The sequence below is a fragment of the Legionella sp. W05-934-2 genome, assembly GCF_964199965.1.
Classification (GTDB): domain Bacteria; phylum Pseudomonadota; class Gammaproteobacteria; order Legionellales; family Legionellaceae; genus JAFIFT01.
The window spans coordinates 88,559-111,588 of the sequence record NZ_CAXMZT010000008.1 but is presented as its reverse complement, the minus strand read 5'-3'; the positions used below and the strand labels follow the sequence as shown (position 1 = coordinate 111,588).

The window sequence follows — 23,030 nt, the reverse complement described above, 5'->3', positions numbered from 1 at the left end:
TGCCGTTTTTGGCACGGAAAATAATTTTGGAGAAAATATGGCTAACCAAACTCGGTATTTAACTGATTATCAACCGCCTAATTTTGATGTTAGGACGATTTATTTAGACGTTGATTTGTTTGATGATTATGCCGTGGTGCAAAGCACACTACAGTTAGAGCGTCGAAATGAGGGCCCTCTGGTGTTACATGGCGACAATTTAAAGCTTATAGGCATCAAAGCCAATGATAAAGCGATGGCTAAGAAAGACTACCGTCTTGAGGGCGATGATCTCATGATCGATAATTGCCCCGATGAGGTGAAATTGACAATCACCACGCGCATTGAGCCACAAAAAAATACCCAGCTCTCCGGGCTATATCGCTCTCAGTCGATATTTTGTACGCAATGTGAGGCAGAAGGTTTTCGAAGGATTACTTATTATCCTGACCGGCCAGATGTATTATCCACCTTCACAACCCGAATTAGCGCAGACAAAAAGCGATACCCCAACTTGCTATCCAACGGAAACTTACTTGATTATGGGGATGCCGATGATGGGCGACATTGGGTCATTTGGCATGATCCGTTTAAAAAGCCGTCTTATTTATTCGCCTTGGTTGCTGGCGACTTAGCTTGCGTGGAAGATGAGTTTATTACCCTTTCAGGCAGACGTGTTGCGATTAAGTTGTATGTTGAACATGGCAATGATGACCAGTGCCAACATGCCATGCAATCGATTAAGAAAGCAATGGCATGGGACGAAAAAGTCTATGGGCGAGAGTATGATTTAGATATTTTTATGGTGGTTGCGGTTTCAGATTTTAATATGGGGGCAATGGAAAACAAAGGCCTGAATATTTTTAACACCAAATTTATTTTAGGTCGTCCAGATACAGCAACCGATGATGATTATGTTGCCATAGAATCCGTGGTGGCCCATGAGTATTTTCATAATTGGACGGGCAATCGCGTGACTTGCCGGGATTGGTTTCAATTGAGTTTAAAAGAAGGGCTAACGGTATTTCGTGAGCAAGAATTTTCACGAGATATGAATTCCCGAGATGTCATGCGTATTGAGGATGTACGTGTGTTACGTGCCACACAGTTTCCAGAAGATGCGGGCAGCATGGCCCACCCAGTTCGGCCGGCATCCTATGAAGAAATCGATAACTTTTATACAGCCACTGTTTACAGCAAAGGGGCCGAGGTGATTCGCATGCAACACACTTTGCTTGGCAAGGAAACATTTCGCCAAGGCATGGACTTGTATTTTAAACGGCATGATGGCCAAGCAGTCACCATTGATGACTTTGTTGCTGCGATGGCTGATGCGGGCCAACGAGATTTGACTCAGTTCAAGCGTTGGTATAGCCAAGCGGGCACGCCGATGATTCACGTTGAGACTACCTTTGACAAAGGGGAGTTGAAAATAACGTTGTCACAACATACCCGCCCCACCCCCGAATGTCAGGAAAAGCGCCCCTTTCATATCCCGATTTCAATGGCGTTATTCACTTCCAGCGGTGATCAACTCCCCTTGCCTTCACCCGTGATAGAACTCACCGAAGAAAAACAAACGTTTACTTTTCCGGGGTTGGCTGATAAGCCAATTATCTCATTATTAAGGGATTTTTCAGCGCCGGTGGCCTTGAATTGGACACGCAGTTCCGACGAATTATTGGCGTTATTACGCGTTGAGATTAATGGCTATGCAAAATGGGACGCTGCCCAAAATCTATACCTTGAACAAATCATCCGCTGTTTATCGCAACCCCAAAAAAGATGGCAAGTCGATGAAGGGCTTTTATCGGTTTTAAACCATATATTAATGGACGATAGTTTGGACCCAGCGCTTAGAGCTTGTTTGCTCACCCTCCCAAGCTTTGAGGAAGTATCGAATCATCTTAGCGATATTGATGTGACGTTGGTGGAACAAGTCAGGGATTTTGTCCGCCAGCAAGTCGCACAAGCGTTATTTCCCCAGGCTCACGATTTATACAATATGCTTTGGAGCCAAGAAGATAATCAAATGACCAATGCCGCTTTTTCGAGGCGAAAATTGCGAAATATTTGCTTGTCATTGATGATGCTTGCGGATGGAAGTACTCATACAGCCGATTGCCAAAAGCAATTCAAACAGGCAAAGACCATGACCGATCAGATGGCAGCGCTTGTGAATATCGTTAATCGGGGTACCACCCAAGCGAAAGCAGAAACCCTCGACGCATTTTACAAGCAATGGCACAAGCAAGCATTGGTGATGGATAAATGGTTTCTTGTCCAAGCATCCTGCGAACAACCGGGTACGTTAGAGCGAGTTAAGGCATTGATGAGCCATGAAAAATTCACCCTGCGAAATCCCAATAAAGTCCGCTCCCTAATTGGGGCATTTTGCCAAGGCAACCCCCGGCATTTTCACGCCGCTGATGGCAGTGGCTATGAATTTTTGAAAGAAATGCTATTACAAATTGATTTAATTAATCCCCAAGTCGCTTCACGACTGGCAACGCCATTTACGCGTTGGCAACGCTACGATAACCATCGTCGAAAAATGATGCAAACGGTTTTGAAAGAATTAAATCAACAAAAGCTTTCAAGTGATTTAGCTGAACTGATTCATAAAAGCATGGAAAAATAGCGCTCCATACACATTGGGGGCTTTCTTTGGGGTTGCTAATTTTTTGTTTGTTGAACAAAAAATGTCAGGATCACTCAGCGCTTTGCTAATCCGGGCTGGTATTTTTAGGGGAATACAACGCGTGTGGTGATCTTAATCTCGAGATGATTTACTCAGGCTTGTTATAATGGTCATAATCAAATTCGGCGCGTGTTTGCCAATTACGCATATCTAACACACTGCCATCAAAAGCCATAAAGTCAGTGCGATAGGTTGATAAGTTATAAAAATAAATGTTGCTTTGATCAAGGGCCAAGGTATGTTGTTTTTTCACCGCAGAAACGCGAGCAGTGGCATGACCATAGGTTTTCATAAAGGTTCGTCTTGAGCGCAAGTAACGACCGTTCCAGTGAGCATTGCCAGAGACACAAGCATCCAATTTGTTGACAATGCCGGCAAGTTGAACGTAAGCTTCATTGGAGACTTTGGCAATTAAATTCCAGCTATCAACCCAGGTCATGATAAACTGGCTGTGATCGCTCGCATCCAATTTTGTTAAATTCGCTTTACCACTGATGCGTAAGTTGGCGTTATTTTTAAGACAGACCTCGAGGTCTTTACTGCGAACGCCATCTAACCGGACAGTGCCCTGATCTTGGATTATGACCTTATGCACCATTAGATAGCCACCCAGGTGGGCTTGTGCCTTCTCTGCAACTTCCAAATCCAAATAACTCATCTTTAGGGCATGACCTTTGATATTCGCATTTGCTTTCAATTGAATGCTATGAATATAACGTCCTTTAATGATGACATTAATGGGTGCAAACTTAGGTATTTTATCTTCAGCATGAAGCACCAAGGTATTATTTTGAACCACGGCTTTTACAGCCAATAAATCGAGAGAGTTTCCTTTAATAACAACACTCGGTTTTGAATACCCACTATGAAGTTCAACGTTGAAATTGCCATCAACTAGCAGTTTGTCAAAACTTGGAACCGATTTGGAAATACGTTGCATATAAGCTATTGGCAACGTTTTTGCTTTGTCATGTTTTTGTTGAGCAGTCGTTTTTTTGCTAGGCATCCATTTAGAAAAAAATCGCCACGGGTGATATGATGTTTTAGGAGCAGCAGAGTGAAGTGAGGGGATGGGCGCTACTTTGCTGGCATTATTTGTTTGTGCTAAGGCATAGCTAGCGAATATGACTAGCGTGATGATGAAAAAACATTTTAGAATTTTGCTCATAGCGTGTGTTTTTTTATTATTTTTATTCCTCTACATTAGAGTAAGTTTAGCCATACTTCAAGAGGAATTAACTTTGTTCTGAACGAAAAATCACAGAACATTTGGTGCCCGTGAGCGAGCCCGTGCCCATGCCTGGGTTTTAATTCCTGTTCCGAATCAATTTATAGCCCCTATTTAAAGAAGTCCGAAATATAAATTTCTTTTGGGCAATTATTGTTTCTGTTAACATTGGGCGCTTGGTTGATCATATCGGTTGCTTTCATCGATAATGAAACATTAGCGGGCAGTGAGATCCAAACGTCAACTAGCATGCCCTGCTGACAACCGAGGTATAGTTTATCGATGGCTTTTTCACCAAAATCCTTGATAAAGGCTTGTTTAAGTGATTCAAGAGGAACATACCCGCCATTATATTTTCGCAGTAATTCACCAAAACCGGTTTTATCAAATAGCTTTGCTAATTGACTTGCCGTATCAAAATAATCATTTTGGTCGAGCAATTGACAACTGCCGTGTCGATTCCATTCGTGGCGCTCTAGGCAGCTTCCTTCTGAATAGCTGGGCATCACTTGAGCCAATTCTTTGGCAACTAAATCGGTAAAATGGATGGGTGGGTAATCGCAGTGATTCTTTTGTTTTTCAGCTTGGCAATACCCATAATCAATGCCACAGGCCGTTTGATTAGGCCACAATCCATGCAATGCTAAATGCGTTGCCGTGTAGCTCTTTTTGGTTAATTTATAGCATTCTGCTTTCCCACGCTCATAACCATAGGTCTCACAAAAAGCTGGCTGCCAACTCAAAGCAAGCATATACGAATCGGCATATCCCGGTTGTTGATTGCAATGCTCGCCTGGTAAATCGGACGTTTCATTTACCAAACCACAACCAGCGCTTACCCAACGCAACGGGTTGGATGTTTGGTCAACCCTAATCCGATACCAATCAGGATGGCTTGCCTTATTTGCTTCGACTAAATCGTAAACTTGATTCAGTGCTAGGTGAATATTGTCAGGGTTTGTTTTTTGGTTTTTTGATAAATAAGCAGGACAGGATGCGGTTGCTTGAAAACTCCCTTGTATGGGAACAAAAGCATGGCTGGATATAGCAATCAGTAAGAGAAAAACGGCGCAGGGTTTTAGTTTCATCATGAATCCATGTGCGTTTTCTTTCATTATACTGTTTAATGACTTAATTGCACGAACTTTTTTTGGATGTCATGAGCTTTTTTAAGGAGGGTTTGTTGGGCCGAAGCCCAACAAGAAAATAGAATTATGATTCTTCTGCAGCAGTTACTTCTTCTGCTTGTGGGCCTTTTTGACCTTGAGTGACAGTAAAGTTCACACGTTGGCCTTCTACTAGCGTACGACGGTTCGCTTGGCTGTTTATTGAACGAAAGTGAACAAATGCATCACCTTCACCATTGTCACGGCTTATAAACCCATAACCTTTATCATCATTGAACCATTTAACGGTTCCTGTTTCTTTCGACATTATATTTTCCACTATAAAATTAAACAATCACTTGTGGTCATAACAACCAGGAGCAAACAATAGGACTAGATGAAACCACACCAATGAATGGCAAAGGAGGGAAGTCACGCGTAGCCTAAGTTGTTCAGGCTGGTATCACATACAAGCAGTTATAACTATACGGCATATCAAGGCAATTTGCTAGTAAAATCACGCAATTTAGTAAAAATTTACACTTTTGATGAGAATTTTAAGTCTTTATCGAGGTTGTGGAATAGAAAAGTTGGTAAAACCAACAAAAAAATGACTCGCCTAAAAACTAGCATTTTGAAGTGCCTTGGGTATACGGGGGGCGATTTTAATCAAGCGTCGGTGTTTTTCTGAGTTTTTTGATGGCACCTCGTTTTTGCTTATCGTCCAAAATCTTTTTTTGCAGTCGCCTGGAACGCCGTTTTTTTTGGCGTCTAATTTTATCAATTTCTTTTTGCCGATTAGATTGCTCATTTTTTAGCAAAAAATCCATTTTTTCACAAAGACGCACCCGAGCAAAGTATCGATTGTCATCTCGACTTCTTGAATCCTGGCACTTGACTTCAACCCCCGCTGGAACATATTTAATATATACCATCGAAGCCGTTTTATGCAGTTTTTGACCGCCTTTGCCACTGCCAATAATAAATTTTTCAAGGATATCTTGCTCGCTAATGTTCAGAGACACCATCCATTCAGCCAACTTATCCCATTTTTGTTTCGTAATCATAATGAACTCATATTCGTCGTCATTTTGGCTTTGTCGGACTGTAGTCAGGCGATAAGCGTAATTTTAAAGAGGATGTGTCAAAGTGACCATATCCCATTTTTTGGATATCGGAGTAGAACTGATCAACGAGTGCTGTCACGGGTAAAGAACAATGGGATTTCCTTGCTTGCTCCAAGCAAATTCCCAAATCCTTTCGCATTAAATCAACAGCAAAGCCAAAATCATAAAGATTATCTGCCATGGTTTTTGCTCGATTGTCCATTTGCCATGATTGTGCTGCCCCATGGCCAATAGCGGATAACACTTTGTCGATATCTAAATTCTGTTCTTGGGCAAAATTAAGTCCTTCTGCTAAGGATTGTATTAACCCGGCTAAGCATATTTGATTAACCATTTTTGTTAATTGGCCGGCACCACTGTGCCCGATATGGGTGACTTGTTTTGCATAACAGTCCATCACTGGCTTAACCTTTTTGACTGGGTCAATATCGCCACCAACCATGATACTGAGTTTACCTTGCTCTGCCCCACTCTGACCACCGGAGACTGGGGCATCAATAAAATGCATCTTCTTTTGTAAGCAGGCTTGGTACATCTCAGTTGTTACTTCTAGCGAGCAAGTGCTGTGATCAACCCAGATAACGTCAGGCTGGCAAAGCGATAATATCCCATCGTCGCCATAAGCAAGTTGGCGTAAATCATCATCATTTCCCACACAACTAATGACCACGTCCACCCGAGGTAAGACAGAAATAAGATCGGTTTGGCAGGGAATTTGAGGAACCAATTGTTGCCATTGCATCCGCCTGGTTTCTCCCCGATTATAGGGCATCAAATCATAAGAATGATTGGCAATATGCTTTGCCATCGGTAACCCCATCACCCCTAAGCCAATAAACCCAATTTTCATTGTCAGCCCCCAATCGTTGTCATCTGTGAAGGTCGCTATTATACCCAGGGTTATTGAAAATGTGAATTTTCAGTGCGTTCAACGTTGCATTGATGGTTTTACGTGAACGTTTGCATTACCGTCTGCGTTACCGATTCGATATAAGGCGCGATCTTATTCAAATTTTAACCGCAGGGGTTCTTCGAATTCATCCGGTTTCTTCCCAGATACGAGGGATGACAATTCTGACGGTTTGGGTGGTTCATGCTCAACCTCATCCCCTTTTTCAGGAACAGGGCGAAGATGCGGACGTTGGCTGAGGGCGAGTGGTTTGTCGGTTAGAGAAGATGGCGGTATAAACGGATTAGCCGGTCTATTTTTGGGGGGGGTAATCAGTAAATTACGCATGGGTTTTGCCGATGACAACATCCCTTCAAAAAGGATCAATGCGGCTTGATTCGCATCGCTATGATTCACTTGCATGCATCGCTCAATCAATAATCCTAAGGTCTGGGCTTGTTGTATAAAAAAATTGCTTGAATCGGAGGCAAGAAGCGCTTGTTCTTTCCGCAGCAACCGAGCAAAGTCAAGAAGCCAATCTTGAACCGCTTTATTGGTTATGGCTGTAGCGGCTATTTTTACTAAGCTCTTAGGGTATCCTTTGTACCAATTGACGACTTTTGCGCTCATATCGGTTGTTTTTTTATTATAAGCTAATAAATTGATGGAAGGGCTTTTGCCCCAGTCAACAATGCCTTCGGCAATATCAGCTAAAGACGTACATAACTGGGTCCAAAATTGCTTAATCACAGGATCTTGTTTTAAGCGTGGAATACTGTGAAAAATATCACTGATGAATAAGTATTTAGCAAATTTTGTTGCAGGATGTTTTGATAGCGATTCATAATATTGTTGCATGGATGCCCAATCAATCACAGCCTTTGGGCCCTTAAGCAGTTTAGGGAGTTCACTTTTTAGCCCCTTCAATCCAACTGTTATCCACCATGCCATGACGTTTTCATACGCTGCCAATGGATCAAGCAATAGATTGGTGTCATTGTCATTTGGCGCAGGGAGATCTCGCTTTGCTGCCACCGAAACCGTCGGTAACATGAATAATAAATCAATCATTTTGGCAACTTCATTTGCAGGCATGTTGCTCATCCAACTGGTCAGTTGGCTTGCAGTCCAAACACTGCCATGCTGGAACAATCCTAAAGAAAGTGCTAATGAAGGGTTATCATTGACATATTTTTGGCGATGGCGTGGGCACATCTCCGGTGTCGCTGCAGCCAAAGCGTATCGCCCTTTATGGTAAATTGAGAAAATTGTTGACGCTGCATTACCAACTACGGGGATATAACTAATTAGAACGATGCCCAATTCAGTTAAGTAAAAAACGCCTAAATCACGGACGCTGCCGGTGACATAACTCATGCCAGGGCAATCGTCACAGATTTCAAACTTATCTGTTTTACGAATATCAAGGTTATTATTCTGTATGGTTAACACGCCTGTGCGTGCAGCAAGTCGTTGCTTTTGGCGAAATTTATAAAGAAAAAAAGACGATTGCATGAGGGTGCTGACAGCTTGCAGGGTAAAATAACTGAGCCAAGCGTGGGGATTTTCTTCACTGGTGTCATCAATGTATTGTTGAAAACTCGACAAGGTCTGATTAAGCAGTACAAAAGGAAGGAGATCTTCGGCAATAATGTGGAGGAGGCTAAGACTGATTTGGCGAGCTTTGGGGTTGGCAACATACTCCCAGGCGACACTTGGGACAGTATTAATACTTTCCAAGACATTCCAAGCGGTATTGGCTACAAAACTGGTTCCTCTTTTCAACCAATTATAGGCAGTGTCTCCCCATCCCATATACATCTCCTTTGTTTTTGGTATTTAACTTAGGGAACCATCCTAGCGTTTCGCTAGGAGCGAAACTTTCCGGACGGTACCTAGTACTTCCCTGATAAACAAGTTAACGACTAACTGGTTAAAAAGGCAATGTAACCACTTTAAACACCATCTGTCTTATGCTTATATTCACATAAATCACAAATAATGCAAGACCTGCATTTGGGTTTTCTTGCGATACAGACATAACGGCCATGTAAAATAAGCCAATGATGGGCATCTTGAAGGAATGTTTTATCGATATTTTTAAGTAAATTTTTTTCAACCTCTAAAGGTGTTTTCCCTTTTGCTATCCCTGTGCGGTTGGATACGCGAAAAATATGGGTATCAACGGCCATGGTTGGTTGCCCAAAGGCGGTATTTAAAACCACATTGGCTGTTTTTCGTCCCACGCCAGGTAATGCCTCCAATGCTTCACGCGTATCGGGTACAACCCCTTGGTGTTTATCGATAAGTTGCTGGCACGTTTGCATGATATTGGCTGCTTTGCTATTAAATAACCCAATGGTTTTAATATACGTTTTTAGCTTTTCTTCCCCTAGGGCTAGAATCGAAGCAGGCGTATTGGCGATGGGAAATAATTTGGCGGTTGCTTTGTTCACGCCCACATCCGTTGCTTGAGCAGACAAGATAACAGCAATGAGTAATTCAAAAGGCGTTTTGTATTGCAGTTCCGTGGTTGGGTGAGGGTTTTGGGCTTGGAATCGCTCAAAAATTTGTCTTCGCTTGTCCTTATTCATATTTTTTTGCTTTGACTCGTGCTAATGCTTCTAAAATATAAGCCTTCTTGGCTGCTTTATCGCTTTGACTATCCGATGATTCAGCCGCGATGTGTCGTTTCTGTTGGTAATGTAATTCTTTTTCATGTGCTTGACGTAAATGCCTAACTTGCCTTGAATGGTGCCTTTTTCGAGCAATGTCACGTTGATAATTTTCTTTCTCCACCGGGAGAATATCAATACAGTCGACAGGGCAAGGTTCCACACATAATTGGCATCCTGTGCATTCATGGGGGATGATGGCATGCATGTGTTTGGCACCGCCGATAATGGCATCCACGGGGCAGGCTTGGATACACTTGGTGCAGCCGATGCATTCTTGTTCACGAATTTTAGCCACGGCTGCTGGCCGTTGATTGGCTTTTGCGTTGAGCAAGTAAGGGGTGGGATCCCTATCCAGGATTTTGGCGAGTGCCTTGACCGTTTCTTGGCCACCGGGCGGGCATTTATCAATGCTGATCGTGCCAGCGGCAATCGCTTGTGCGTAGGGCTTACATCCTGGAAAGCCACATTCCTCACATTGGGTCTGTGGTAATACCTTATCAAGCTCTTCAACTAAACTCATCGACTTAACAATCTCTCAATCGCTTCTTTTTCAACCCGATTTAAAAGGGGTTTAAATGGGTTGATGGTATGAGCCAGCAAAGGTTGATCGATCGTTTGCCAGGATAAGGGTTCGCATTGGAGGAATTGCTCAACTTCATTGGCCATATCGGGTAATATGGGCTTTAAGTAAGCCATTAATATACGAAACGCTTCAAGGCCCATCGAACAGACACCTTGAACCTGTGGCAGTTGTGCATCATCTTTGGCCATCACCCAGGGCTTGTGGTGGTCAATGTATTGATTGACGGCATCTGCCCCTTCCATAATAAAGCGCACCGCTTTTGCATAATCGCGGCTGATATAAGCATCGATGATCTTGGTTTTATTTTCTAATAATCGGGCATATAAATCGGGGGCGGCCAAGGTGCTACTTAATTGACCTTGAAAACGTTTATTGATAAATCCGGCGCATCGGCTGGCGATATTAATCACTTTTCCAACCAAATCAGCATTGACACGATTACTAAAATCGTCAAAATTTAAATCGATATCATCGACTCGTCCGTTAAGTTTTGCAGCAAAATAATAACGTAAGTAGGCGGGGTTTAAGTGAGCCAAATAGTCGCGTGCTTCAATAAAAGTCCCACGCGATTTGGACATCTTTTGACCGTTAACCGTTAAAAAGCCATGGGCATACAAAGCCGTCGGCATTCGATAACCACTGCCATGTAAGACGGCAGGCCAGAATAAGGCATGAAAGTAAACAATATCTTTACCAATAAAGTGATAAAGCTCTACGTCACTGCCTTCGCCCCAATACTGGTCAAAATCAACAGCATGTTTGTCACAATATTTTTTGAAGCTGGACATATAACCGACGGGTGCGTCCATCCACACATAAAAATATTTATTCTCGGTGCCTGGGATTGGGAAGCCAAAATAAGGGGCATCGCGCGAGATATCCCATTGTCTTAACCCATTTTCAAACCACTCATCGAGTTTGTTGGTTACTTCGTTTTGTAGTGCGCCCTGTGCCATCCACTTTTTTAGCAGATCTTCATATTTGGGTAAGTCAAAAAAATAGTGAACTGTGTCTTTTTCAACGGGAGTCGCTCCCGATAACACGGAGTAAGGATCAATGAGTTCCGTTGGGTCATAGGTTGCCCCACACGACTCGCAATTATCCCCGTATTGATCGGGTGCTTTACAACGAGGACAGGTCCCTTTAATAAAGCGGTCGGGTAAAAACATTTGCTTTTCAGGATCAAATGCTTGAGAAATCGTTTTTTCAACGATATCACCGCGGGCTTTTAATTTTTTATAAATATCTTCCACCAATACTTTATTTTCTTCACTGTGGGTAGTGTGATAACTGTCATAGTTAATCGAAAAAGCGGCAAAATCCGCTTCATGGGAAGCACGCATTTGTTCCGTTAATTCTTCCGGGGATATGCCCAGCCCTTCAGCTTTTAACATGATGGGTGTGCCATGGGCGTCATCACCGCAGATTGCAATGCAGTTATGACCTAACATTTTATGGGATCGGACCCAAATATCTGTTTGAATGTGTTCCACCAAATGCCCCAAATGAAGATGGCCATTGGCATAGGGCAAGGCACTGGTTACCAATAATTTTCGTGCTTTTGTCATAACGTTTTAAAAGTTGTTCAAAAAGGCATGATTATATACCCAAGATGCTTCAAAATGCTAGTTTTTAGCATCTCAACGCTAGTTACAGGATAAATATCCGAATTGATACGTGCCCGTTAGCGTGCCTGAGCCCGTGCCCGGTTGTTAATGGGCACAGCTAACTATTTTTCGGTGTGCTACTTCAAGCTCAAAGGTTATCTTAATTAATTCTATAAAGCCGGGCGCGGGCACGGGCACGCACACGGGCACGTATCAGTTCGTCCAGTATGGTGATCCCCCATGTTTGGGGAGAGTGACAAGTGAAGGAAGTTACTTATCAGGCAGAAGCAGCGATGGCTTGACTGATATGGGTTGCTTGCTCTAAATAAGCCGGCTGTTTGCTAAATAACCCATAGTGATAAATGGGGTTGGCTGGTTTAACCAATAATTGTTTAATTAGTTGGCAAATGCCGTATAACCAATCAATGATAGACTCATAATGTTTGCTTAGTTTTAAACATTGATAACGCGGGTCGTTGGTAAACTGTCGTTGCAGTTGCTCGATAAAACTAGCATCAATGCGGTTATGTTCCCCTTGCCAGGCAAGATAGTGTAGTTGATGGTGTATTTGCAAAAGGATATCTCCCATTTTTCCTTTTTCTTTCGCAGCATATTGTTGAAGCGTTTCCAATGCTTGATTGACTGTTTTATTGGTTAGGCTCGGGAGTTTATTTTGGTCATCAATAGCGATTGCTGGTTTTAAGCTCAATAATTTTTCTAACCCATTGGCTTCACTATAGGTGGCTTTATACACTAACAATACATCATTATCTTTATTATCGGCATGTTTTAACTCGATATAGATGTCGTGACATAACTGCTCAAATTGAAGCTGTTGGGTTTTTGATAAGGCATTCATCCGTTCTTTATCGCAGCACGTTGTTATAAAAGATTGCATTTCTGTTGATTGTGATTTAATAAGCGGTGCTAAAAAGTCTTGCCATAAGTTGGCTGAAGTCACGTTGATTTTCGCTTGCTCATGTTGGCCAGTCTCCGCTTTCGTATCGGTATTCGTTTTCTTTGCCAGCACTTTCTTGGCTTTTTCCATAGCCGATTTACTCGATTTTTGTGCCTCATTCACCTGTTGCTCAAGCGTTGATAGGAGATTTTGTTTATCGGTAAGCTCTTTAGTAAGCGATTGACTTGATTCATCGCTCTGTTGGATGGCTTCTAGCGTCTTTTGAAGATCGCGCTCATACCAGCACAATGATTCAATATCTGGGATTGCTTTGGAAATAGCATTAAGTTTCAGTGAGGTTTCCTCTAAATTCAAAGAATGAGGTGATTGCCAGGGATAGCCCTGGGATAATTCTTCATTTGTGGCTGTGATGCCATGGTGTTCTCGAATAACGCGAATACTCAGTAATTCGTTTTTGAGCGTATTTAGATCGGGTACAATGGTTTGTAGGGCTTCCCTATCTTTTGCATAAGTTTGCCTTAGCTGCTCGACGCGTTGTTTAACCATTAAAATACTGATATGGCTGTAATTAAAATCTGGGTCAATGGTGGCAAGCTGCTCTTTTGTTTTTTCAAGCAGTCCATAACTACTAAAGTCCTCTACCCCTTTTTTCTGTAATTCTAATTTGAGATCGTGTAATGCGTTTTCATACTCACCAATTGAGGCTAACGATTTATTGTACTCCTCTGTCAGTTGGTCTTTACTTTGGTTCAAGCTTAAGTACTGTCGTAATGATTTTTGAATGGACTGAAATGCGAGTAGATTTTTATCCGCTAAATTAATTTTAACCAGAAGTGTTCCAACCAATTCTGAAAAATACTGATTGGCACCAGCTAAGGTACCGAAGTTCGCTTTTTCTTGCTCATAAGCAAGGGGATGTTGTTCAACAATGGGTTGAAGTTTATGTAGCTCTCCATCAATCAGGTTTCGCTCAACGGCAATAGCGGCGGTTCTCTTTCTCAATTGATTAATTCTATCAATCAAGGTTTGATGATTTTCATGCAATGGCAAAAGCACGACTAATTTGTCGATCGCCTCCAGTTGAGTTTGGCGTTCTTTGAGTTTGTTTTGATGGATCGTTAATAATTCATCAATTTTTTCAACGGTGTCATTTCGGGTGGTATTGACGCCAAAACTATATAAATTCGCAATCACTAAGGGGAGCCTGTGAACACGCTCGACGAGTATGTTTTGGGCGATTAGCTTTAAATGGCTTTGTAATAATTGCTTGCCTGCATCCAGACATTCTCTCTTTTGTTGCCAGGTGTCCATTAAGATGGGTGTTTGGTTACCATTATGTTCTTGCTGCAACGTTTGCGTCCAAGCCAGTAATTTCCCTAAATGCTCTAAACCAGCCGGGTCACTTAATTGCGATTGATATTGTTCAGCCAGCAAGCTCGCTTGTTGGGATTTCACTTCATATTCATGAATGCGGCTTCGGATATTGGCGATATCTTTGGCACATTGATGCCAATCAATAAGGCTTTTGTTAAATTTTGAATAGGGTTGTTTTAAAATAGGAGGGAGTTGGGTTGAATCAACTTTTGATGCAGCTTCCATTAGTCCTTTTATGCCGAGTGGCTGTTCTAAAACCCACTGTACGTGTTCGATAGCAGTATTTCCCATCGGCGTTACTCCCTGATATACCTTCAACCGACATTATGCTGCATACGTTTGCAACAATTATCCTCTGGACTTACGAAAAACTCCCTCATTAAACCCTTTTTTGCCTCAATCTTGGGGCCTTCGTTCGTCCTGATCCTTACTCAGGTGCATTTTCTATTAAGCGACAATTTCATTCTATCTTAATCATATCGTTTGACAAGATGCAAGATGGTTAATTCTTGGATTTATTCATGAATAATCGGAAATTGATAGAAATTTTAGTCAGTTAGCTAGCGCAGGATGGGAGCAAGCAATAGTTAGGAGGGATAGGTAAATCGCTTTTTATCCTCTAGACGAAACGCAGTTAACTTACCTCCCCATAAACAACCGGTATCGATAGCATGAATGTTTGCAATCGGGCAATGCCCTTCAAGAGCAGCCCAATGGCCAAAAACAATGTCTTTGTCAATTGGTACTCGGTTTGGCACTAAAAACCAGGGATAATGCCCGGGTGGAGCTTGGTCTATTTTACCCTTAAAATCCAATAGAGGATGGCCTTGTTTGTCACAAAAGCGCATTCGGGTAAAGTAGTTGGTGATAAGACGCAATCTATCGACCCCCTCGAGTGTTTCTTCCCAAACATTGGGTTCATTTCCATACATTTGTTCAAGGAAGGCAATAAAAAAGTCGCCAGACAAACAGATTTCTAATTCCCTTGCATTGGCGATGGCGGTCGGCAAATCCCAACAGGGGGCGATTCCCGCATGACAAATGATCGTCTCCGTTGGTTGGTGGTAATATAAAATTGATTGCTTTCTTAACCAATGACCAATGTCTTCCACATCGTTTGCTTCTAATATTGCAGTTAAGGTTTCATCAGTGCCCTGCCAGCCTTCTTTTGTAAAGATGCGGGCAAGTAAATGAAGGTCATGGTTGCCTAAGGTTATTACTGGCGGATAGGTTAATTGTTGGATAAACCGAATCACCGCTAACGAATCTGGTCCACGGTTAACAAGATCCCCCACAAAGATGAGTCGGTCATTGCTTTCATCAAATGCAATGACCTCTAATAACCGGACTAAAGGCTCATAGCAACCTTGAATATCCCCGATGACATAATCAGCCACGGTGAACGAGATCCGGTTTTAAGGAAATAGCCTCTAAGCTTGCTTGCTGCCAATTCCCTTTGCTATTTAGGGCTTGTACTTGCGCAACCGTCGGAGCCGCGCCCATTTTTTCATAATAGGCTAAATTATGGGCCTGGTTGATGAGCTCGGTGCTCGACAACTGGTAGGTCTCGCCGGTGTTTGGATTCATCACGTGGGCTTTTTCAGGCAGAAGGACGGCGTAATCTTTAATCACAATGCCATCAATGATGCTTTGCCCGTTATTTAGTTCAAAACGCTGGTTTGTTTTACCATTGGGGCCCACTTGGTGGAGGCCAAGGTTTAATAAACCCATTTCGATGGCTTGCCAATTTTTAAAATGCGGATTTTCGCGGATAAAGTATTTAAACATATCGGAATGCATAATTAATCCGCCAGGAACCATCATGAGAGGGGCTTTGTTAATCATTAATTTGCCACTTTCGATGGATTGAACCATCCATTCGATAAAGGCAACACCCACTTCTTGTTCAGCTTTTATCAAGGAATTTTTGGATTTATGGCTAAATGAGGCCAGACGGTTAAACGTTCGCCCGCCCGTCCCCGCTGCGGCGCCTCCTAAAGTCAAGCGATGCAAATATCGTTTTATGGCAATGGCATCGGAATTAATGAGCACCAAACCCAAGGTGCCTGCGCGATAAGGATCTTCATGGAGGAGCGCTAACCAAGCCGCTAAAACCTCTGCATTGCTGGCAATCCAATTGAATCCACTGACAGGCATGATTTGCCGGGCAATGAATAAATTTAATCGGCGTCGAAAGTCATCGTCTGTATTTTTGACAAAATGGTATTGGTAATGACTGCCTTTGCTCGCTAAGCTTTCACATAACGGATTCCAGTCGCTAAGGAAATGGCCATTGTCATCGTAAACTTTTACCGTAAAATCAAGCCACAGTTTGCCGATTCCTTTGAGTAACGCTGCACTGTATAAAGCATATTGCCATAACCGTTGGATTTCTGAATAACCGCCTTGGTCATCGGGAATTAAATAGCCTCGAAAGATAGCCATCGCTGCTTCGCATCGGTTTAAGGAATAATCTAACAAACCACCTGGATGGCCATAAAAGCTAATTTGGCTTTCGGGTAATTGCTGACAATAATTGAAGAAATGATCGAGCACGGGCTGAGCAAATTGGTCAAATTCACTTTTAGGCCAACTCATATGTGTTTTAATGTCGTCAACCAGTGTTTGTCGTTTGTTCAGTGCAAGCAACGCCGAGCTATTTGCTATTGCCGTTAAATCGGTTAAAGGCAGCGGTTTGGCCATGGGCTTTTGCTGTTTGGGTTTGTTAAACACGAAATACTCAAAGTAGTCAATCAAGCTATATCCTTATTATAAGCAAAAATAGCCGGATATAGAACAACATCATTGTGAATGACACCAAAAAAGAGGTCATATTTTCCAGAGCTGGTGGTTAAAGCTAGTGATTAAGTTCGTTTCCAGGGTTTATTTCAACTTCCGGGGACATATTCTCAGGATGTTCAAGCCGATGAGCTCGTTCCTTAAACTCTTTGAATGACGCAGAGCTTTTATCAGTGAATTTTTCTTTTGTGCTTTGATAGGCAGGGGTTTTAAAAATAGCGTTGGCAATATTTTGGAAAAACCGCCCAACTTTTTCCATAAAGCTTAGTTCTTTAATCTCCTCTGGGTAAGCTTTAATGCGGCTTTCCATATGGGCTAGTGCATTTTTGACGGATTCTTCCCCGGTTGGCTGCCTCGCTGCCACGGCAACCGATTTGGCTTCATAAATCATATCCATTAAGAAGCGTTTGCTATAGTGATTATCTTTGCTTAGTTCGATACAATCAGTGATAAAGCCACGTACCGTAATAGTAACATCATCATCGCCTTGGATGGAATCTAAGATAGCCTGTGATCGTTTCTCAAAAATTTCATTTTGACGTTTTGAAGGCGCATTGATATCCCGCCATTGAATAATCCATCGTGCATTTTCATTGGTATCCAACTGGTTATAATTAGCCTCCACGTATTGATTGACGGCACTCCAAACCCGTTCCCGGTGTTTATTCATCCCTCGACCTTTGACTAAGGTGGCGGGGCCATGTAAGTTTGTCTCAAATTCCGCCTGGGTCATGGGTTTTCCTACTTCAATTGACTTCATCAAATTATAGAATAATGAGGCTGAACCCGCTCTATCAATGCCGTCTTTGCAAGAAATATTAAACGATTTGGGTTTTGTTTCTTCTAGAATATAATTTGTTAGCTCAAATTTAAGAAAATGGAAGTAGACCGCTTGCATTTGTTCTTTGGTAAGTGGCTGGTCTTCTCCAAGATCTTTCAGTCCCATTGCTTCATAGCTCTTAGATAAAAGCCTTTCTAGTACTTCTGCTTCATTTTCATCTTTATAGATAATTTTTTTAATTTTGTCAGGGATGTGTATATCTTTTACTTCAATATCAGAAGGTTGACCACTCATAAGCGCTACCACTTGTTTAGTAAACGCGCCTTTGATGTCATAAGTGGCTGTGGATAAAATGTCCTTGGAAGAAAATAGCCCTTTATCGGCAGGCAAGGTAATAACGGCGATGCCTTCTTCATCATTCAGCGACTCAAGTTCATTGGTCAGGTTCTTTTCACGATTTCCTTCAATGCTGCTGCGATCGCGGCCAAGGTTATTAAAATAAATATGGCTTATGCCGTTGGGCCCTGGGTCTTTTTTGTTTCTTATTTGTAGCCATGTTTTAAATAAATGGGATACTTCTGGTCCCCACATTTTATACTTCCCTTGAGTACCCATGCGTATTTCCGTGGGGGAATCTTCGTTTTGGTAATTGAAATGCCTAATGGAAGGTAAACTGGTTGTATGTTGTGGTGCAAATGTTGGACCCATCACGCCATAAAGTTTACTGCCAAGTGTTTCCATGGCTTGAGGATTATAGGTGTTTCCAGAGCGATTACTTCCTTCATTAAGCCTTTGGGTAATGCCATGCTCCGCCTCACTGGTTGCCTGGTTATTTGTCACAAGGACTTCTTTAATCAGGCTGTAGGTTGATTCAAGGGCAAAATTATCATTTAAAAACATGGCTTCAATCAGTGCAATGATCCTTGGATCTTCATTTTCTTGAGGCGTATAGGCGTCTAAATCTTGTTGAGCTATGGAATATAAGTTGCCGTAGGAATAGCTTGGATCGTAATGATCTTCTTTAACAGATTCTAGAAAACTAAGCGCATGCTCAACACGTTTTCTATTTTTTTCAGATGGCGAGCTAACGGGCTCTGGCGGTTGAAGCGCTTTTTTTAGGGCAAGCAGGTACCGATAGGCATTATAGTTATGTAAGTCATCGCCATTTCTTGGGGTGTATGGGTTTGGCATATTCTATTCCCCTCTTTTTGAATGATCATGGGTATATAACTAATTTTAAGCCATAAAGCTTAAATTAACCTGAAACAATGACTCAATCTCCCTTAAATAACGTTGTTTAAAGAGCAACAGAATCAAATGATCGGCTGTCTCTACCACCAAATCCGGGTCAGGAAACAACAATTCCCCTTTGCGCAGGATGGTGGCGATATGGCAACCATTGGGCAGCGGTAATTGACTTAATTTTCGTCCGATTACTTGAGAGGTGAGTTCATCGCCTTGGACAACCAACTCAATGGCTTCTGCGTCTTGTAGTGATAAGCGATAGACTCTTACCATATTGCCGCGACGCATTTTAGCGAGGATGGAGCCAATGGTGACTAATTGGGGCGATATGGCGTGATCAATGCGGCTGTCTTCGATGAGCTCAACATACGCTTTATGATTTACCAACGCCATGGCGTGGCGAACGCCAAGTTGTTTTGCTTGTAAGCAGGCCATGATATTGGCTTCATCATCATTCGTTACGGCACAAAATACATCCGTAAATTCGATATTTTCATTTAGGAGTAGCTCTCGGTCAGCGATATCGCCTTCTAAAACGGTCGCTTTATGCAGTTGGCTTGCTAAGCGAGTGGTGCAGCTGTGGTTGTGATCGAGCACTTTAATACGATATTTATCTTCTAGTCGGGAAGCGAGTTTAGAGCCAATATGTCCCCCTCCAGCAATAATGATGCGGCGATTGGGATGGGTATAACGGCCAAGCGCCACCAAAACTTGTTGGATTGCCGCAGGCGAGGCAATGAACAACACCCTGTCTTTCGGTTCTATTTGGGTGTTTTCTTCAATGACAACAGGTTTCCCCTGACGAAAAATCGCCACCACACGTGCATGAATTTGAGCAAAAGATTCATGCAGATCCGCCACCGTTTTATTAACTATCATCCCATTTTGCTGTGGGGTAATGGTAACCAGTAAAGCTTGGCCATCGCCAAACTCTAATACTTCAGTGGCACCAGGGTAGTTAATGAGCTTTTCAATGTGTTCAGTCACCAGTTTTTCGGGGCTAATACGCACATCAACGGGAATATGGTCGTTGCAAAATATTTGCTCATAATTATCATAATCTTGTGATCGGATTCGCGCTAATTTGGCTGGTGTTCGAAACAAGCTGTAGGCAATTTGGCAGGCCATCATATTAATTTCATCATGATCGGTCACAGCGATAAGCATATCGGCGCGCTCTATCCCTGCTTCAATAAGAACCGATGGGTGCGTCGCTGATCCTTGAACTGTTTGAATATCCAGTCGGTGTTGAAGGGCTTGTAGACGAGATTCGTTTAAATCAACTAGGGTGATATCGTGATCTTCTTTAGCTAAATTATGGGCTAAGGTGCCCCCAACTTGGCCGGCGCCAAGAATGATAATTCTCATAACAACAGCTCCCCTTGATAAACGAAGGTGGCAGGCCCTGTCATGGTAATGGGTGCCTGTGGGTCTTCCTGGTCAATGGTGAGTTGGCCACCTGGTAACACGACTGTCATTGATTTGGGTTGATGAAGGTATCGCCTAGCAACCACAGCAGCTGCCATCGCCCCGCTGCCACAAGCCTGTGTTTCGCCACATCCTCGCTCGTATACACGCAACAGGAGTTGGCCAGGGCGGCTAATTTGCAAAAAGCCGACATTCACTTGATTGGGAAAGAAGGCATGCTCGCTCAGTTGTTTGCCAAGGGTGGCAACAGGGGCTTTGTTAATATCTTCCACGGTTAAAACAGCGTGAGGGTTCCCCACCGAAACAGCATAAAACGTCACAAGATGGCCATCGATGTCAATTGCGTAGTGTTCCTGTTCAGTATTCGCAAGACAAGGGATTTCATCGGGCGTCCATTTAGGCGGAGGTAACTGGACTGCTACCTGATTGTCTTCGTTGATCGTTAATTGCATTTGCGTCGTTTTTGTCGCAACTATTATCGGATTTTTAGAACTTAAGCCAGTCATATGAATAAACCGAGCCAAGCATCGGGCGCCGTTGCCGCATTGATAGACTTCATTGCCATCGGCATTAAAGATTCGGTAGTGAAAGTCGATACCCGGTTGGTTAGATGATTCAACGACTAAACATTGATCAAAACCAACGCCCGTATGGCGTTGTGACCATTGACGAATGATATCAGGGCTTAATGTTAAATCCTGTCGTACGCCATCAATAACCATAAAATCGTTACCAAGGCCATGCATCTTTGCAAAGCGCATTATTGGCTACCTTTTTGAGATTGGTGCGCATTTTCGGGTAAATACAACGGGCCTTTTTTGCCACAACCTGCACATAAGGAGGTAAGAGATAGCAGGAGTAGCGCCCAACATGCTAAACGCATAATAACTAATTGATTAATAAATGTTAGCATAATTATATACCTAAGTTATTTGAAAATGCGACTACTTTACTTTATTCGCTTTGAGGGGGGCATGCAATTACACCGTGGGTGACAGCGAAAGTGGTTACTCAATCGATCGATAAATGTAAATGGATGCGCACTTGATAAACAACGCAAGTTTAGCGATAATCTCGCTTTTAACTAAAATTTAGGAGTAGTCATTTGCAATTCGTGGTTTCTGAGCCGGCTCAACAGGCCCAATTTGTCGTCATTTGGATGCATGGTTTGGGTGCTGGTTATGAAGATATGGCAGGCTTAGCACAGGCGATCGCTTGGCCAAATGAGAAAATTCGGCAAATTTTTCTACAAGCGCCCGATAGGCCTGTGACCATCAATGCTGGTATGAGAATGCCGGCATGGTACGATATTTTAGGCGGCGATCTTGTCTCCCGCCAAGACTGCGAAGGCGTCCATCAATCCAGCGAACAGATTAACGCGGTGGTTGCTGAACAAGTGAAACGAGGTATTCGTAGAGAGCATATCTTTCTCGCAGGCTTCTCTCAAGGCGGTGCAATGGCTTTATATTCCGGTTTACAACTGGATTGTAAGCTTGGGGGCATGATTGCGCTCTCAGCATATATCCCTTGTGTCGAAAACTTAACGGTTCAATTAAATAAAGCCACACCAGTATTTATGGGTTATGGTCAAATGGACCCCTTAGTGCAACCATCATGGACAAAGCAAAGCCATGATCATTTAATGTACCTTGGCTTTAACAATACCGTCTTGAAAAGTTATCGTATGGAACATGCAGTTTGTCCTGAGGAAATCACCGATTTGCAAAACTGGTTTTCCCAGCAGATGGTAGGAGTCAGTGTATGACCACGGTTGTCAAAAAAAGCCGAATTGTCCCTTATACTTGTGAACAAATGTTTCATCTGGTGGATCAGGTTGAGAGTTATGATCAATATTTACCCTACTGTGCTAAAAGCACCGTCCATTATCGTGATGAGGATGAGGTACAAGCCACATTAGAGATTACCGCGGCAGGCATGAGCAAATCATTTACGACTTGTAATCGGCTACAGAAAAATAGAATGATCGAAATTCGTTTAGTAGATGGACCCTTTCGCCATCTTGAGGGATTTTGGCATTTTGAGCAAGTGGAGGAAGGATGCAAAATTTCATTTGATTTAGAATTTGAGTTTGCAGGCAAGATGCTTTCGCTGCTATTAGGACCAGTTTTTGAACAAGTCACCAACAAAATGGTAGATGCCTTTTGTGAACGCGCAGAGTCAATCTATGTTACCAGTTGAAATCATCTATATTGATGAGGATCAAACCCCATACCATTTATGCACGAAGGTTCCCGAAGGAACGAATGTCCAGCTAGCGATAGAGATGTCTGGGTTATTCGAGCATTATCCCAATCTAAGCGGCCAAACCTATGCTATTTTTGGTCAAGTTGTGGCGGCAAACACTCCCCTGCAAGCTGGGGACCGAATAGAAATTTTAAGACCATTAACCATCGATCCCATGACCAAACGTCGTTTACGGGCGCAAAATCCTGAAAGCCACTCCTAATGTTAAAATAGTGCAAATTGATAACCATCTATTTGCATTGGCAAAAAAAAAACCATAAAATGCATGAATGCTTAATATTAAATCAATTGGATGATTGTTATTAGGGCGTGTCCACAAAC

General features: G+C 42.6%; 20 protein-coding genes. 4 read left to right on the top strand and 16 right to left on the bottom strand.

The window, feature by feature from the left end; all coding sequences use genetic code 11:
• The first annotated feature begins 37 nt into the window (after positions 1-37).
• Positions 38-2,620, top strand: a complete 2,583-nt coding sequence (gene pepN, locus AB3348_RS10430; RefSeq protein WP_367607554.1) for an aminopeptidase N — start codon at positions 38-40, stop codon at positions 2,618-2,620.
• Positions 2,621-2,768: 148 nt separating this feature from the next.
• Here pepN and AB3348_RS10425 read toward each other — a convergent pair whose 3' ends face one another.
• The 16 genes from AB3348_RS10425 to AB3348_RS10350 form a co-directional block, all read right to left on the bottom strand.
• The gene (locus AB3348_RS10425) at positions 2,769-3,848 is read right to left on the bottom strand and encodes a DUF2807 domain-containing protein (protein ID WP_367607553.1); all 1,080 of its coding nucleotides are present in this window, start codon (positions 3,846-3,848) and stop codon (positions 2,769-2,771) included.
• A gap of 170 nt (positions 3,849-4,018) precedes the next feature.
• The gene (locus AB3348_RS10420) at positions 4,019-5,023 is read right to left on the bottom strand and encodes a ribonuclease T (protein WP_367607552.1); all 1,005 of its coding nucleotides are present in this window, start codon (positions 5,021-5,023) and stop codon (positions 4,019-4,021) included.
• Positions 5,024-5,120: 97 nt separating this feature from the next.
• Positions 5,121-5,345, bottom strand: a complete 225-nt coding sequence (locus AB3348_RS10415; protein WP_367607626.1) for a cold-shock protein — start codon at positions 5,343-5,345, stop codon at positions 5,121-5,123.
• A gap of 334 nt (positions 5,346-5,679) precedes the next feature.
• Complete coding sequence (locus tag AB3348_RS10410; RefSeq protein WP_367607551.1) at positions 5,680-6,081, bottom strand: peptide chain release factor-like protein; 402 nt, start codon at positions 6,079-6,081, stop codon at positions 5,680-5,682.
• A 19-nt stretch (positions 6,082-6,100) separates the two neighbouring features.
• Positions 6,101-6,991, bottom strand: a complete 891-nt coding sequence (locus tag AB3348_RS10405) for an NAD(P)-dependent oxidoreductase (RefSeq protein ID WP_367607550.1) — start codon at positions 6,989-6,991, stop codon at positions 6,101-6,103.
• Between the two features lie 153 nt (positions 6,992-7,144).
• Positions 7,145-8,845: a hypothetical protein gene (locus tag AB3348_RS10400; protein WP_367607549.1), complete on the bottom strand. Its 1,701-nt coding sequence runs from the start codon at positions 8,843-8,845 to the stop codon at positions 7,145-7,147.
• A gap of 140 nt (positions 8,846-8,985) precedes the next feature.
• Positions 8,986-9,624, bottom strand: a complete 639-nt coding sequence (nth, locus tag AB3348_RS10395) for an endonuclease III (RefSeq protein ID WP_367607548.1) — start codon at positions 9,622-9,624, stop codon at positions 8,986-8,988.
• Complete coding sequence (gene rsxB / locus AB3348_RS10390; protein ID WP_367607547.1) at positions 9,617-10,228, bottom strand: electron transport complex subunit RsxB; 612 nt, start codon at positions 10,226-10,228, stop codon at positions 9,617-9,619. The genes nth and rsxB overlap by 8 nt, the downstream gene beginning before the upstream one ends.
• A complete protein-coding gene (metG, locus tag AB3348_RS10385; RefSeq protein ID WP_367607546.1) occupies positions 10,225-11,859 on the bottom strand; it encodes a methionine--tRNA ligase in 1,635 nt (544 codons plus the stop codon). Before metG ends, rsxB begins: the two co-directional genes overlap by 4 nt.
• A 316-nt stretch (positions 11,860-12,175) precedes the next feature.
• On the bottom strand, positions 12,176-14,482 hold the full coding sequence (locus AB3348_RS10380; RefSeq protein WP_367607545.1) for a hypothetical protein: 2,307 nt from the start codon (positions 14,480-14,482) through the stop codon (positions 12,176-12,178).
• 296 nt (positions 14,483-14,778) lie between these two features.
• Positions 14,779-15,588, bottom strand: a complete 810-nt coding sequence (locus tag AB3348_RS10375; RefSeq protein ID WP_367607544.1) for a symmetrical bis(5'-nucleosyl)-tetraphosphatase — start codon at positions 15,586-15,588, stop codon at positions 14,779-14,781.
• Positions 15,581-16,948, bottom strand: a complete 1,368-nt coding sequence (locus AB3348_RS10370; RefSeq protein WP_367607543.1) for a TraI domain-containing protein — start codon at positions 16,946-16,948, stop codon at positions 15,581-15,583. The genes AB3348_RS10375 and AB3348_RS10370 overlap by 8 nt, the downstream gene beginning before the upstream one ends.
• 100 nt (positions 16,949-17,048) lie before the next feature.
• Positions 17,049-18,962, bottom strand: a complete 1,914-nt coding sequence (locus AB3348_RS10365; RefSeq protein ID WP_367607542.1) for a hypothetical protein — start codon at positions 18,960-18,962, stop codon at positions 17,049-17,051.
• Positions 18,963-19,007: 45 nt separating this feature from the next.
• The gene (gene trkA / locus AB3348_RS10360; protein WP_367607541.1) at positions 19,008-20,384 is read right to left on the bottom strand and encodes a Trk system potassium transporter TrkA; all 1,377 of its coding nucleotides are present in this window, start codon (positions 20,382-20,384) and stop codon (positions 19,008-19,010) included.
• Entirely contained in the window at positions 20,381-21,205 is an 825-nt protein-coding gene (gene dapF, locus AB3348_RS10355) for a diaminopimelate epimerase (protein ID WP_367607540.1), read from the bottom strand. The genes trkA and dapF overlap by 4 nt, the downstream gene beginning before the upstream one ends.
• Positions 21,205-21,327: a lipoprotein gene (locus AB3348_RS10350; RefSeq protein ID WP_367607625.1), complete on the bottom strand. Its 123-nt coding sequence runs from the start codon at positions 21,325-21,327 to the stop codon at positions 21,205-21,207. Before AB3348_RS10350 ends, dapF begins: the two co-directional genes overlap by 1 nt.
• Positions 21,328-21,558: 231 nt before the next feature.
• Between AB3348_RS10350 and AB3348_RS10345 the strand changes: the two genes are divergently transcribed.
• Genes AB3348_RS10345 through AB3348_RS10335 form a run of 3 tightly spaced genes read left to right on the top strand, consistent with a single transcriptional unit; the run spans position 21,559 to position 22,911 of the window.
• Complete coding sequence (locus AB3348_RS10345; RefSeq protein ID WP_367607624.1) at positions 21,559-22,209, top strand: alpha/beta hydrolase; 651 nt, start codon at positions 21,559-21,561, stop codon at positions 22,207-22,209.
• A complete protein-coding gene (locus tag AB3348_RS10340; protein WP_367607539.1) occupies positions 22,206-22,643 on the top strand; it encodes a type II toxin-antitoxin system RatA family toxin in 438 nt (145 codons plus the stop codon). Before AB3348_RS10345 ends, AB3348_RS10340 begins: the two co-directional genes overlap by 4 nt.
• Positions 22,630-22,911, top strand: coding sequence for an RnfH family protein (locus tag AB3348_RS10335; protein ID WP_367607538.1), 282 nt, complete (start codon positions 22,630-22,632; stop codon positions 22,909-22,911). The genes AB3348_RS10340 and AB3348_RS10335 overlap by 14 nt, the downstream gene beginning before the upstream one ends.
• Positions 22,912-23,030: the final 119 nt, after the last annotated feature.